This is a genomic window from Glaciimonas sp. CA11.2 (genome assembly GCF_034314045.1).
Taxonomy (GTDB): Bacteria; Pseudomonadota; Gammaproteobacteria; order Burkholderiales; family Burkholderiaceae_D; genus Glaciimonas.
The window spans coordinates 222,637-235,658 of sequence record NZ_JAVIWL010000001.1 but is presented as its reverse complement, the minus strand read 5'-3'; the positions used below and the strand labels follow the sequence as shown (position 1 = coordinate 235,658).

Annotated in this window: 12 protein-coding genes; 8 read left to right on the top strand and 4 right to left on the bottom strand. The window is 50.3% G+C overall.

The genetic code is table 11. The features are described from left to right. Positions 1-49 precede the first annotated feature (49 nt). The 4 genes from RGU75_RS01005 to RGU75_RS00990 are packed head-to-tail and all read left to right on the top strand — an operon-like array spanning position 50 to position 4,946. Positions 50-2,122 (top strand): phospholipase D-like domain-containing protein, encoded by a 2,073-nt coding sequence (locus RGU75_RS01005; RefSeq protein ID WP_322232405.1) that lies wholly within the window; start codon positions 50-52, stop codon positions 2,120-2,122. A 7-nt stretch (positions 2,123-2,129) separates the two neighbouring features. Continuing rightward, positions 2,130-2,282 (top strand): hypothetical protein, encoded by a 153-nt coding sequence (locus tag RGU75_RS01000; protein WP_322232404.1) that lies wholly within the window; start codon positions 2,130-2,132, stop codon positions 2,280-2,282. Continuing rightward, positions 2,275-3,810 (top strand): DUF6396 domain-containing protein, encoded by a 1,536-nt coding sequence (locus RGU75_RS00995; RefSeq protein WP_322232403.1) that lies wholly within the window; start codon positions 2,275-2,277, stop codon positions 3,808-3,810. The genes RGU75_RS01000 and RGU75_RS00995 overlap by 8 nt, the downstream gene beginning before the upstream one ends. After that, positions 3,810-4,946 (top strand): DUF6396 domain-containing protein, encoded by a 1,137-nt coding sequence (locus RGU75_RS00990; protein ID WP_322232402.1) that lies wholly within the window; start codon positions 3,810-3,812, stop codon positions 4,944-4,946. The genes RGU75_RS00995 and RGU75_RS00990 overlap by 1 nt, the downstream gene beginning before the upstream one ends. Before the next feature lie 63 nt (positions 4,947-5,009). Here the strand turns inward: RGU75_RS00990 and RGU75_RS00985 are convergent, their stop codons facing one another. After that, positions 5,010-5,807: an anti-sigma factor gene (locus RGU75_RS00985; protein ID WP_322232401.1), complete on the bottom strand. Its 798-nt coding sequence runs from the start codon at positions 5,805-5,807 to the stop codon at positions 5,010-5,012. After that, positions 5,807-6,487 (bottom strand): sigma-70 family RNA polymerase sigma factor, encoded by a 681-nt coding sequence (locus RGU75_RS00980; RefSeq protein ID WP_322232400.1) that lies wholly within the window; start codon positions 6,485-6,487, stop codon positions 5,807-5,809. Before RGU75_RS00980 ends, RGU75_RS00985 begins: the two co-directional genes overlap by 1 nt. 177 nt (positions 6,488-6,664) lie before the next feature. On the opposite strand from RGU75_RS00980, the gene RGU75_RS00975 reads away from it, so the two are divergent. Beyond that, positions 6,665-7,564, top strand: coding sequence for a metallophosphoesterase family protein (locus RGU75_RS00975; RefSeq protein WP_322232399.1), 900 nt, complete (start codon positions 6,665-6,667; stop codon positions 7,562-7,564). Between the two features lie 2 nt (positions 7,565-7,566). After that, the gene (locus RGU75_RS00970) at positions 7,567-7,947 is read left to right on the top strand and encodes a cupredoxin domain-containing protein (protein WP_322232398.1); all 381 of its coding nucleotides are present in this window, start codon (positions 7,567-7,569) and stop codon (positions 7,945-7,947) included. Between the two features lie 126 nt (positions 7,948-8,073). Here the strand turns inward: RGU75_RS00970 and RGU75_RS00965 are convergent, their stop codons facing one another. Continuing rightward, positions 8,074-8,604 carry a PaaI family thioesterase gene (locus tag RGU75_RS00965; protein WP_322232397.1) on the bottom strand — a complete coding sequence of 177 codons (531 nt, stop codon included), beginning with the start codon at positions 8,602-8,604 and terminating at the stop codon, positions 8,074-8,076. Positions 8,605-9,268: 664 nt separating this feature from the next. On the opposite strand from RGU75_RS00965, the gene RGU75_RS00960 reads away from it, so the two are divergent. Both RGU75_RS00960 and RGU75_RS00955 read left to right on the top strand, forming a co-directional pair. Beyond that, on the top strand, positions 9,269-9,610 hold the full coding sequence (locus RGU75_RS00960) for a hypothetical protein (protein WP_322232396.1): 342 nt from the start codon (positions 9,269-9,271) through the stop codon (positions 9,608-9,610). A 102-nt stretch (positions 9,611-9,712) separates the two neighbouring features. Then, positions 9,713-12,088: a TonB-dependent receptor gene (locus RGU75_RS00955; RefSeq protein WP_322232395.1), complete on the top strand. Its 2,376-nt coding sequence runs from the start codon at positions 9,713-9,715 to the stop codon at positions 12,086-12,088. A 234-nt stretch (positions 12,089-12,322) separates the two neighbouring features. Here the strand turns inward: RGU75_RS00955 and RGU75_RS00950 are convergent, their stop codons facing one another. Beyond that, a complete protein-coding gene (locus RGU75_RS00950) occupies positions 12,323-13,015 on the bottom strand; it encodes a sulfate/molybdate ABC transporter ATP-binding protein (protein WP_322232394.1) in 693 nt (230 codons plus the stop codon). Positions 13,016-13,022 lie beyond the last annotated feature (7 nt).

The window sequence follows — 13,022 nt, the reverse complement described above, 5'->3', positions numbered from 1 at the left end:
GCACAAACTATTTTTTCGATTTACCTGAAAGCCAAAAGACAGGAGTTCCATGCCACCGAATATCAAAGACCTATTTTTTACTGAAACGACCCATGTTGATGAAGTCAACTGTCGGGCTACCATGAGTCGGCAATGGTTATTGGAGAATCGTAATGGTGTTGGTCGGCATCCGATTTCGGTCGACAATCACCTCGATTTTTATATCTGCGCATCAGAAGCATTTCCCCACATTGTTAAAGATATCAAGGCGGCTATAAAAAGCATGGATCTGATCTGCTGGGGTTTTGATCCCGGCATGGAAGTGACAGATCGCAACGCAAAGGATTGGCCGCGTAGTACCACTTACGGCGATTTATTGCGTGAGAGAGCTAGTAGCGGCGTGACGGTGCGTTTGCTGGTGTGGTTCGCTGATGGATGGTTTGGCCCTATTGGTCGTGTGGCAAGCAATCTTTACGGTCATCCTAAATGGGGGCGGGCCGACAAGAAAGATCCCAACTATGCGCGTGCCAAATTTTGTGAAGACTGGTGGGATGATGCGATGGCTGGACGTATTCCCAATCTGCATGTGCGTTATCGCTCAGCTGATGCTGGAGCGATAACGGCGAGCCTGAAAGGAGAAACGCCAGGGTTTACGGATATTGAAGTGTTAGGCCTGATCCGCGTAGCAACGCATCACCAAAAGCCGATTCTGATTGATGTCGAACTGCGAGAGGAAGCGGTCGGCTACGTGATGGGACTCAATTCCACCACCGACTATTGGGATACGCCTGCGCACCTTTATAACGATGAGCGACGCGGGCATCAACGCGAAGGCGGAGCGAATAAGCGCAATTCTGGGCTCGGACTTAAACCATTCCGTGACTACGCGATTCGGGTGAAGGGTAAAGCGCTGCATTGCCTGAACCGGAATTTTGTGACCGCATGGGACAAGGCCAAACGGAACTGGGACCCTGTGCCTGAATCCTCTAAAGTGTCTGCCATACAGGGAGAGACGGGCAAGAAAAATTCCAATACTAGCCGTGCCAAACTTGTTAAAGACATGTTGGACGAGACCTTCAAGGGCCCGATTGTCAAACTGGGCAGAGGCGATAGTCAACCGGGTCGGTTGCAGTCCACGCGAGAGGCGATCACGCCGGATGCTTTTAGGCTTCTTCCTTCCGGCACAACGCGGCAGATGGCGCAGATCGTGCGTACGCAACCCGAAGAGTCGGACAAAACCATTCAGGAAGCCTACTGGCTGGCCACCAGTCAGGCGCGCAATTATCTCTATATCGAAAATCAATACTTTCAGTACACACCATGGGCAGAACATCTGAAAGCCATGCGTAAGCGTTATGTTAAGCGTATGCGGGAATGTGGATGGGGAACCAATGTCCCCGATTTATATGTCTTTATCGTCATTCCCGAAGCCGAGCGCCACGGGATGGTCCCGCGCACCTACGATACCGTGGCCGAACTGGGCCAAGCCCAGACCATGAAGAACTACGATGAGGCAGTCAGGCAGCAACGTGAATGGAGTTTGGGCTTTTTCAATCAATGGATTGCGACTCCTTTCAAGAAGCTTATGTCGCTTGGGAGGCTGATACCGTCAATTGACGAGATCACCAAGGCGGATATTGTCGACTCGGCTGCGCGTGCACCGGTAAGCGAGGCGGAGCTCGATGACATGGGCATCAAAGTCCTGATCGCCAAGCTGTATACACAGGATTCGCATTCGAACCGATGTCGTGAAATTTACATCCACAGCAAACTGATGATCATCGATGACGTCTTTTTAACGCTCGGCAGCGCCAACATGAATGTGCGCAGCATGGTGGTGGATAGCGAAATCAACATCAGTTGTGTGAATGCGGAATTTGCACGGGGCGCGCGGGAAAGGGTATGGGGAAATTTGGCGGGAGAGGAGTGGGATGGTGGTGATGGAAACCCATTGAGTATTCAAAAAACTCACGAAGGTTGGGTGAAAAAAATGAAAGAAAATGCCAAATTTGTTGATAAACAAAATGGGCGGATTCAGGATTTCATCGTCACCTACTCCGACCAGCGAGGGGGAACTGGCGTTACTGGCGTCCGCGTGGCGCAAGCCCCTGCTGCCGCTACCTATAACGAGGCATTGGCATGACAGTCCAATGCAGTGGGCAACCGGTTTGGAAAAATGGGATGCTCACCTTGCTCAACGTTATTTCACCCGCGCCAAACCGGACCCGATGCGGATTAGGCCGCTGGTCATCAGCGCTTTTTCTTTTTATTTCACTTACACTGACAGCCTGCTCCATGGATAACACACTTCCCCGTCACCAAATTCCCCCTCTCTTTTTTCCGCACCGTACCGAGTTCCTCTGCAAGCATGAATTGACGGTAACGCCGCCAGTGGATCCGCAGGCAGAAATCTGGTATCAACAGGCGGTGGCGCTGGACACGCCCACGCTCTGGAAGGAGGACCGCGACTGGCCGCAAATTCTGGCGCTGTACACCAAAGCAGCGGAGCGCAAGCACTGGAGGGCGATGAACAATCTGGCTACGCTGTATCAGACCGGGGTGTGGGGGTTGATCGATTCGGATAAACTCTTGGTGGCACGACAACCGCAGGTGGCGATGGCACTGACAGAACAGGCAATGCAGATGGGCGTACCGCTGGCGTACGCGGTGATGGGCAATTATTACGCCGATGGCTTTATCGTCAAGCCCGACCCAACCAACGCGTGGGCGTTCTGGCAGCAGGCCGCCGAGATGGGGAGCAGTTATGCTCAGTTCACGATTGGGCGCAGTTTGAATTCTGGTAGCGACGCGCCCGAACGTGGTCGGTGGGCCAATGTGCCGATGGCCCTCAAGATGCTCGAATGTGCGTTTTCACAGGGCAATGGGGACGCCGCGCAGGCGCTGGGGATCGAATATGACCTTTTCATAAAAGACAAACCGCGCGCACTCCATTACCTGCACGAAGGCGTCAAATTCGGGAGTTGGGGTGCCACAAATTATTTACGTAGCGAATTTGAATCAGTCGGCGATCTTAATCCTTACGGGATCGATACTTCACGCGCTGATCGCTATCTAGTCTTCAGCGATGCCCTCGGACGTAATCGCGATCTCCGCTTCCCCAACCTGGACAAAGTCTTACCCTTGCCGCCCGCCGATCTACCACAATGGAACGGTAACAAAGAAGACCTGATCAACGCCGCCAAACAGGTTGTGCCAATCCCGCCCCCTCCGGCACCCACGCCTGGAGCGGACTTAACCGGCCGTGCACATATCCCGCAAGGATGGGTATTGCCAGAATATCCCAAGGTACCCTATGCTTTGTTGAGAGAGGGGCATAATCATGTGTCATCGGAATACGAGGGCGTCAGAGTGCCTTTTAGCGGCTATTGGCTGCCTCAGTTACTGGCGCGGACCAGCTATGAGGACATGCTTTTTGATCGCCAGCAGGCCCCGCAACGCTATACCGATAACGAAGGGTTCGACAATCTGCGCCATTTTCTAGGGCCAAAATCCGGCCGTATCATGTGGCATTTTAGAGGCGATCCCGAGCAGTTACCGGTCCCCGCCCGTATCGGACAACTCAGCAGCGGTGAATGGCGCGAAGCGCGGGCCAATCCGGTCCGCACTGAGTGTGACGGGGCAGAAACCTGTCCCCACACCGGCATCTGGCAACCGCTCTTGCCGGACGAACATCCCCTCAAAGCACTGGTTAACTGGCGCTGGCGCCAAACCTGGGCCGTCAAGGGACAACCTTTTCCCGATCCGCAGCAGGATTGGCTGGTGGATGTAGCGAACTATGCGGTGAAGTGGCGATTGATTGAGATGGGGTGATGAGTATGACGCTGCGATATCGCCTGCGACGTTTTATTCATCGACTACTATTAACGCTATCTTCGGCAATGGTGCTGTCGCTTCTCGTGCTGTCCGTAGCATCGTGCTCCATGGATAACACACTTCCCCGTCACCAGATTCCCCCGCTTTTTTTTCCACACCGTACAGAGTTCCTCTGCAAGCATGAATTGACGGTGACGCCGCCGGTGGATGCGCAGGCAGAAATCTGGTATCAACAGGCGGTGGCGCTGGACACGCCCACGCTCTGGAAGGAGGACCGCGACTGGCCGCAAATTCTGGCGCTGTACACCAAAGCAGCGGAGCGCAAGCACTGGAGGGCGATGAACAATCTGGCAACGTTGTATCAGACCGGGGTGTGGGGGTTGATCGATTCGGATAAACTCTTGGTGGCACGACAACCGCAGGTGGCGATGGCACTGACAGAAGAGGCGATGCAGATGGGCGTACCTCTGGCTTACGCGGTGATGGGTAATTATTACGCCGATGGCTTTATCGTCAAGCCCGACCCAACTAACGCGTGGGCGTTCTGGCAGCAGGCCGCCGAGATGGGGAGCAGTTATGCCCAGTTCACGATTGGGCGCAGTTTGAATTCTGGTAGCGACGCGCCTGAACGTGGTCGGTGGGGCAATGTGCCGATGGCCCTCAAGATGCTCGAATGTGCGTTCTCACAGGGTAATGGGGACGCCGCGGAGGCGCTGGGAATGGAATATAGCCTTTTCATAAAAGACAAACCGCGCGCACTTCATTACCTGCACGAGGGTGTCAAATTCGGGAGTTGGGGTGCGGCAAATTATTTGAGTATTGAATTTGAGCAAGTTGCAGGGCTTGGGCCTGATGGTATTGATTTAACACGAAGTGAACGGTATGAGGTCTTTACCGATGCACTTTACCGCAATCGCGACCTCCGCTTCCCCAACCTGGACAAAGTGCTGCCTTTACCGCCCGCCGACCTGCCGCAATGGAACGGTAACAAAGAAGACCTGATCAACGCCGCCAAACAGGTGGTGCCAATCCCACCCCCTCCGGCACCCACGCCTGGAGCGGACTTAACCGGCCGTGCACATATCCCTCAAGGATGGGTATTGCCAGAATATCCCAAGGTGCCATGGGACTAAGCGATAGAGGAAACAATTAGGAGTAGCTACAATCAGAACAAAACCGCTTAATCGGAGTAGCGACTATCCAGCTTGCTTAATCTGTGACGTTAGCAGCGTTCCAAAGGTCGTTAAATTTACTACCGCTACATCGGATACTGCCCAATAGGTCATTCCACTGATTGTCCAGTGCGCGAGATGATAGCCTTGCCGGGTTTCGGTGCGTGGTACGGCGTCGTGACCGCTAGTTGGCCAAATATACAAATTGATGGGATGTAGCTGGTGATGGTAAATCAATGCAGCTACCGGGCGACCATTGATATAGTCGAGTCTTCCGCCTGTCAGTGGATACCCTTGTGGGGCAAGATCGAATACAGGGGGAGAAAAATTCAGCTTACCGTTGAACCACGGTTTGACCGTGTGACGGTCGGTGGAAATGACGTCGGACAGATGGTCTACTTGTAACGAGCGGACGTGGCTAGCTACAATCTCTTCCGTCAATTGATCTTGTGCTGATGGAAGCGAGAGAAACATGCTGACACTCCAGAGCGCAGCAGCCAGAGTTGCTAGGAATGCGCCCACGTTGAAGCGGTCCAAATGCCAGCCGAATCTCTCGCCAGGTTGCCAACGTTTGGCGGTGGGCGCAACAAAGGTTGATCGCTCTTTTGGTAATGCTTCGCTGATTCTTTGCGCGAGACCGGCGGGTGCTTCAAAGTGAAATGCAGCGGATTTTAACTCGGCACTAAGTTGACTTTGTTGCGCAAAATCTTGTTGACATTCGAAACAGTTATTCAAGTGACGCTCGATCTGTATCGTCTCTGATACCCCGAGTTCTTGATCGACGTAGGCGGGTAAGAGTTCAAGTACTTCGTCATGTTCCATCAAATCCCCCGCTGCATTGATGTTATCGGTAGGTCGGATGATGCTTGCTTTACCGCCGATGTAATTGGTGCCGGTTGAACTAGCGGTGCTTGGCTAGGAACGGGGTTAGCCTCGTTAATCTTATTTTTTTTTGCCGAATTGGTTGGCAATAGATTTTCTCGCAATGTGCTTTGCAATAAACCACGACCTCGTCCCAAGCGTGACATCACCGTGCCAACCGGAATGCCGATGATCACTGAAATTTGCTTATAAGAAAGCTCTTCCAGTTCGCGTAGCACCATCACCTCCCTAAATGCCAACGGCAACGCTTGCAAGGCACGCAATAGTTGCGCCTGACTATCTTTTTGCAAAAGTATATTTTCCGGATTGTTATCAACCTGGTGGGAGATACCAATATTTTCGCCATCGATACTGTGACTTTGTTCATCGAACTCGGTATTTTGCGTCGGATTTTTCTGATGCCATGTATAGAAAGTATTTCGGACAATAGTTAGGAGCCATGCACGACCATCTTCGCCATAAAAACTATCAAAAAAAGTAAACGCCCGCAGATAAGCCTCCTGCACGATATCCTCAGCATCCGTTCCATTGCGCGTGAGCCATCGAGCCAAGTTAAATGCCGAGTTTAAATGGGGCATCACAATGGCTTGAAAGCGCATTTCTTTGGATAACTTCGTCATGCGTAGATTTCCCGTGTTCTCTCTATCATACCGCTCGAGGTTAAATTTTATTCCCCAAATGACGAAAAATAGTTCTGTCCTTTTTTTTGAGGTGTTTGGGAATAAATATTCCTTAATGCTGGTATTCGCTTTACCGTTCAAATGATCGGCGACTATGGGAAAACCGAGGAGATTCACATGAGTAATCAACTAAACAGACGCAGTTTTATCCGACTTGCCGGTCTGGGTGGTGCAGTATTTGCTTCAGGTTTGAGTGGTTGGGCAAGCGCGGCGAATAGTTCAGGTAATACTTTAGAAAACTTCTTTTTTGTGCAATTGTCTGACACGCATTGGGGCTTCGAGGGCGCACCTAATCCAGATGCACGTGGCACTTTGCCAAAAGCTATCGCGGCTGTTAATGCACTGGAGCAATTGCCGGACTTCATCGTATTTACTGGCGATTTGACACATACCACAGACGATCCGCAGGAACGCCGGAAGCGCCTGACAGAATTTAAAAAAATAGTCTCAGAGTTAAAGGTAAAGCAGGTTTATTTTATGCCCGGTGAGCATGATGCCGGACTAGATCAGGGCGCAGCTTATCAGGAATTTTTTGGCAAAACGCATTACACCTTCGATCATAAAGGAGTGCATTTCATCGTGCTCGATAATGTTTCAGATCCGGGTGCAAGTATTGGCGAAGAGCAACTGAATTGGCTCGCAGCTGACTTGGATAAATTAGCGCCAGACGCAAGAATCGTCGTGTTTACGCATCGTCCATTATTTGATCTTTACCCGCAATGGGATTGGGCTACGCGGGATGGTGCAAAAGCGATCGCGCTATTGATGCCACACGCTAACGTCACAGTGTTCTACGGGCATATTCATCAAGAAAATCACCACATGACCGGTCATATTGCGCACCATTCCGCAAAGTCTCTCATTTTCGCGTTGCCCGCGCCTGGATCACAGCCAAAGCGCACGCCACTGGTCTGGGATAGCGCACAACCGTATCGCGGTTTAGGTTTTCGAGAGATTGCCGCAATCCAAAAAAATCCTGAGCTCAATCTAACCGAATTGCCGATTGCGAAGGGGTAATCATGAATGTGAATACAGAACGCCGCCAGTTTTTGATGGGTATCGCAAGTGCCGGGGCTAGTGCCATTTTCGCAGTGACGATCCCAAGCGGTGCGTTGGCAGAGACACCCAATGAAGTAATAAAGGTGGTGGCGAGTAGATTTACGTACGCGCCTAATCGCATTATGTTGAAGCGAGGACTCCCGGTGGTATTGGCGTTCTCGACGCTTGACATGCCAATGGGATTTAATGCGCCCGACTTTGGTATTCGCACAGATATTTTGCCTGGAAAAGAATCACGGATACGTTTTACGCCGGATAAGGTCGGAGAGTTTATTTTTCACTGTGATTTATTTTGTGGTTCTGGTCATGAGGATATGACCGGTGTGCTGGTGGTGACATAACCAATAGTTATGCGTAATGACAACAGTAAAATAAAATACTCAGTCAAAGGTGTTCTCGCTCGTCTCACTGGCCAGAGTGATTCGAGCGATAGCGAGCTACCTGTCTGGAAAAATCACGAAAAAAAATTAAGGCAGTGGAAAAATCAAGCAGGTGGTAGTCGCGTGCGGGTATATTTTGCCATCAACATCAACGATGTTTGCTTCGGCTACGCCGACTTGTTTTCCGACCTGGATCACTTTTCCGATGGCTCTGACCGGACCTGTTTTTTCAGTTAATGCACGGAGCAGATTTACTTTCAGTTCCAGTGTGGTGTACCCGATCCCCTTGGGAAGCATTGTGTGCACTGCGCACCCGAGTGCGGAGTCGAGTAGTGTGCAGAAATAGCCGCCATGAACGCTGCCAAGCGAGTTGTAATGCTTTCGGCCGGGCGTACCCTGAAACACGACACGGCCTGGCTCACCTTCGAGTGGAATAAATTCCATCGTCTCTCCAATATGCAAAGACGGCAATTTGCCTTCCCAGATATGTTGGAGAAATTCTATGCCGCTAAGCTCTTTCAGTTGTGCCAGAGTCGCCACTCCTGGCGGGGCGAGTCGCGATCTTACGTCTGCTTCTTGCGCCTGCCAAAGGGTTAATATTTCTTCGCGGCTGTTCATTTGTATCCTTGGTCTTAATATTACAAAAAATCGATGAGAGTAGACCGTTATTTCGTCCGACGATAAAAATAGAACTTACGCAAAGCCGCCCCAGCGGCGTTGTGCTTTCCTTGCCGCCTACGGACCCGACCTGCGCGGCCCGAAACTAACATACTGTCTGCGTCGGTAGGGTTGGCAAGCCAGTTGCTGGGATAATTTTGCGCAACTCACTTAAAAAAATAATGATGATCATCACAATTTATTCAGCATGATTATGCCTTGATGTAGTTATTGGTGTTGAGAGGGCGTTTGGAAAATCCACTGCGTGAATTAGGTACGTCCTAAAAATGCGATAAATTGTGGAGGTCGTCTCAATTTTGCAACTAAGTTGCATTTTTGTTGCAACTCAGTTGCATTTTTGTTGATGAAATCTTGGTTGGCATTTAAACTAGGCAGTATTGCGGTGCTAATGGGGTGCAGTCAGTTTACTTTGGCCATCATCCCCTTTTGCCGATCTATTTATGATCTTTGACCGCCCTGTTATTTACATGAACGACACGCCATTTTTTCTGCTGACACTACTGCCTTTGTCGATTAATCACGCTGCAAAGAGCGATCTGAAAAGCGATCTGGCTTTGTTAGGGCGGAACCTTGAGGGTAGAAATAGTCGGTCTTCGGGCGAACCATGCAATTGATCGTTTTAAATAGTTTCCCGCGTCGGCGAATGCTCAGGACGCGCTTCTATCAAATCGCTTTGTGGTGTGCGGTGGCTATTTTGGTGGCGCAGCTGATTGGCATGGCTTTTCATCGCCATAGTTTGCTTGAGGAGTCGAGAGAATGTGTTAGCTGCAATCTTGCCGTCCATGTGCCGGCACCGCCTTCGTTGCTGCCGCTCATGGCGTTGGTACCGATGCTGGTTTTTGTGTATCACCTCGCCCCCGACAAGGCGCATTTCTTCGCGCTACCGCTAAGAGGTTATCTCACGCCGCACTCACATGCGCCGCCGCAGTTTTATTCTCGCAGTTAACTTCCACACTATTTTGATGCAGTCAGGCGACGACAGCCTGGTTATAACTTGTTTATAGCCTGGATGGAGCGCGGTTGCATTTTGCCATTTCGGAGTTTGAGAATGAAAACACGTTTGTTGCGGCTAAGCGCCTTGATTGCGCTTTCCACCGGTATTTCCACGCCTTTTACTTATGCACAAACAGCACAATCAGCGCAGATTTCGACCCAGAAAATCAGCGGTTTAATTCATGATGCACTCGGTCATCCCTTACCGGATGCAAAGGTTGATTTGAACGACGCGGCAGGTCACGTCGTTGCCACCACCATTAGCGATAATCGGGGAAGTTTTATATTTTCTGACATCGCACCCGGCAACTATGCCCTGAACGTAGATAAGCCAACTTTTTCTCCCGAGAAGAAATTGATCAGGGTGGCCAAAAATGTGTCCAGCCCGACCATTTCTTTGACGTTAATCAGCGCCGAGACTCTGGATCAGATCGTCGTGACGAGTGAGCGGCTTGATCGCGCCAGAAATGGCATTTCTGTAGAAACCGGCAGCAGTATCTATCGGATTGGGCGCAAGGATATTGCCGCACTGCCACAGGGCGAAGACACGCCGTTTAATCAAGTACTGTTGCGGGCGCCTGGTGTGGCACAGGATTCCTATGGTCAACTACACGTGCGTGGGGATCATGCCAATTTGCAGTACCGCCTCAATGGCATACTTTTGCCGGAGAGTATTTCGGGATTCGGGCAGACGCTTGATACGCGTTTTGTCGATAGCGTGAATTTATTGACAGGTGCATTGCCAGCCCAATATGGTTATCGTACTGCGGGTGTTGTCGACATACATACCAAGACTGGGCAAGTTGAAAACGGCGGTAATATCGGTGTTATGTTCGGAAGCAACAATACCCGACAAATTAGTGGGGACGTCAGTGGCTCCCATGATGCATTTAGGTATTACCTCAATGGATCTTTTGATGCAAACAATCTCGGTATTGAAAATCCGACCGGCGCATCGACCGCTCTTCATGATCGGACATTGCAAAATAAGGGATTCGGTTACTTTTCTTATTTGTTGAATCCCGATACGCGGGTTAGTTTGATCCTTGGTACTTCGGACGGCCGCTTTCAGATTCCCAATACCGCTGGAGAAACACCGAGCTTTCAGCTCAATGGCGTCAATAGTTATCCTTCGGCGAACGTGAATGAGCGACAGCGAGAGACTAATCGCTATGGCATTCTTGCCTTGCAAGGCGTGATCGGTAACGACATTGACTATCAAGTCGCTGCATTTAGTCGCTATTCCAAAGTGTTATTTGAGCCCGATCCGGTTGGCGATTTGCTTTATACGGGTGTCGCCTCGCGCGTTCTGCGTACCGGATTGGCAAATGGTTTGCAGGCAGACGGAAGTGTTCGCCTAAATGACAGTCACACATTGCGTGCCGGTATTTCTTATACTCGCGAGAGCCTCAAAAATAGCAATGATTCACTGACATTTGCTGCTGATGACAACGGCAATCAGATGGGAACGCAACCATTTTCGATCAATGACCAAGGTCAGAAGACAACCAATCAGACCGGCGTCTATTTGCAAGACGAATGGAAACTAAACGACAAGTTCACCATCAACACCGGTGCACGGATGGATTGGTTAAATGCTTATGTGTCGGCCAGTCAGTTTAGTCCGCGTATCGGTGTGGTCTATCAGATGACGCCGCGTACGACGTTTCACGCAGGCTATGCAAAATACTTTACGCCACCAACGAGTGAGTTGATCGCTGCAACGACAGTCGCCAGCTTCAATGGCACGACTAACGCTGCAGCGAATAATCAGAACGATGCGGTGCAGGCCGAAAGTGCCGATTATTTCGATCTTGGCGTTGTGCATCAATTGACGCCGCATTTAACGATTGGATTGGATGGATACTACAAAAAAGTGAAAAATATGCTGGACGAAGGCCAGTTCGGCTCCGCTTTACTGTTCACCCCGTTTAATTATGCGCAAGGGAAAGTGATCGGTCTGGAGTTAACCCTCAACTACCGTAACGATAATCTTGGAGCGTATTTAAATGTGGCGCGCTCGTCCGCATTAGGAAAAAATATTACCTCAAGCCAGTACAACTTTGAGCAAAGTGAATTGGACTATGTATCCAATCATTGGGTCCATTTGGATCACGATCAAAGTATGACCGCATCGGCTGGCGTTTCGTATCTTTGGCGGGGCACGACATATAGCGCAGATGCGCTGTACGGGAGTGGCTTGCGTAGTGGCTTTGCCAATACTGAACATTTACCTTCATATACAGAAGTCAATCTTGGTGTAAGCCATATTTTTAAAGACTCTCCGGTAGGAAAACTGACGACGCGTCTAAGTGTTATTAACGTGTTTGATCGGGTCTATCAAATTCGCGATGGTTCAGGGATTGGAGTGGGCGCCCCGCAATTTGGTCAGCGTAGGGGCATGTATGTGGCGATGACTAAATCTTTTTAGCGGATAGACGAAAAATCGCCTCAGCGGCGTTATCCCTCCTGGCCTTAGTTTCGTAATGTCTTCTTCGGTCTGCCTTGCTGAGACGTTTTTGCGTCAATCCTTGATTAAGCTGTGTTTGACGGCAAAATCACCGCTTTTCTGGCTTATACTAAAAAACAACGCATTGATATTTTAAAAGCCGCGCTCCAGAAGATCGCGGCTTTTTATCATTTAGCAAGGCGCTTTCGGCAGAACTCAACTCGAACCCGGAGACGTTATCTTATCCGCGGCAATCCTTCCATCCCGTATTTCGAATACGGCATCCCCCAACAGGGCGACATCAGCGGGATCGTGAGTGATCACCAGCATTGGCACATCGAGTTGCTGTTGGAGTGCGCTTAGTTCACTTCGCATACGATCACGTAATGCTGGATCGAGGGCTGAAAATGGTTCGTCGAGCAGTAAAATATCTGGTTCGAGAACTAACGCGCGGGCCAACGCCACGCGCTGACGTTGACCGCCGGACAGTTGATGCGGATAGCTATTGGCGGTGGTATTAAGCTCGAATAATGTCAGCCATTTTTTGACCGCCGGAAAGTTGTTTGCTTTGCGTGGATTGAACCAACCAGATCGCAGACCGAAGGCAATATTTTGTGCCACGGTTAAATGTGGAAACAGCGCGTAATCCTGAAATAGATAAGCAACCTTGCGCTGTTGCGGTTGCAGATTAATGTTGCTGGCTTGATTAAATAGTTGTCGTTCATTGATGCGGATGAGACCTTGGTCCGGCGTCAGTAGCCCCGCAATGGAAAGTAACGTCAGGCTTTTACCTGCACCGGAAGGTCCAAATAGGACAATCCGCTTGCTATCGGAGATGAAGTCGATATCGAGTTGAAAACGGCGATCATCGGCTTGTAATTGTTTGCGGATTTGAACTTTAATGGTCATGGTTTGT

What these genes read in the sequence shown, in the direction of transcription:
- RGU75_RS00990 (WP_322232402.1), top strand. Translation starts at nt 3,810, where the DNA reads ATGAGTATGACGCTGCGATATCGCCTGCGACGTTTTATTCATCGACTA.
- RGU75_RS00950 (WP_322232394.1), bottom strand. Translation starts at nt 13,015, where the DNA reads ATGACCATTAAAGTTCAAATCCGCAAACAATTACAAGCCGATGATCGC.
- RGU75_RS00960 (WP_322232396.1), top strand. Translation starts at nt 9,269, where the DNA reads ATGCAATTGATCGTTTTAAATAGTTTCCCGCGTCGGCGAATGCTCAGG.
- RGU75_RS00980 (WP_322232400.1), bottom strand. Translation starts at nt 6,487, where the DNA reads ATGACGAAGTTATCCAAAGAAATGCGCTTTCAAGCCATTGTGATGCCC.
- RGU75_RS00955 (WP_322232395.1), top strand. Translation starts at nt 9,713, where the DNA reads ATGAAAACACGTTTGTTGCGGCTAAGCGCCTTGATTGCGCTTTCCACC.
- RGU75_RS01000 (WP_322232404.1), top strand. Translation starts at nt 2,130, where the DNA reads ATGCAGTGGGCAACCGGTTTGGAAAAATGGGATGCTCACCTTGCTCAA.
- RGU75_RS00995 (WP_322232403.1), top strand. Translation starts at nt 2,275, where the DNA reads ATGGATAACACACTTCCCCGTCACCAAATTCCCCCTCTCTTTTTTCCG.
- RGU75_RS00985 (WP_322232401.1), bottom strand. Translation starts at nt 5,807, where the DNA reads ATGGAACATGACGAAGTACTTGAACTCTTACCCGCCTACGTCGATCAA.
- RGU75_RS00975 (WP_322232399.1), top strand. Translation starts at nt 6,665, where the DNA reads ATGAGTAATCAACTAAACAGACGCAGTTTTATCCGACTTGCCGGTCTG.
- RGU75_RS01005 (WP_322232405.1), top strand. Translation starts at nt 50, where the DNA reads ATGCCACCGAATATCAAAGACCTATTTTTTACTGAAACGACCCATGTT.
- RGU75_RS00965 (WP_322232397.1), bottom strand. Translation starts at nt 8,604, where the DNA reads ATGAACAGCCGCGAAGAAATATTAACCCTTTGGCAGGCGCAAGAAGCA.
- RGU75_RS00970 (WP_322232398.1), top strand. Translation starts at nt 7,567, where the DNA reads ATGAATGTGAATACAGAACGCCGCCAGTTTTTGATGGGTATCGCAAGT.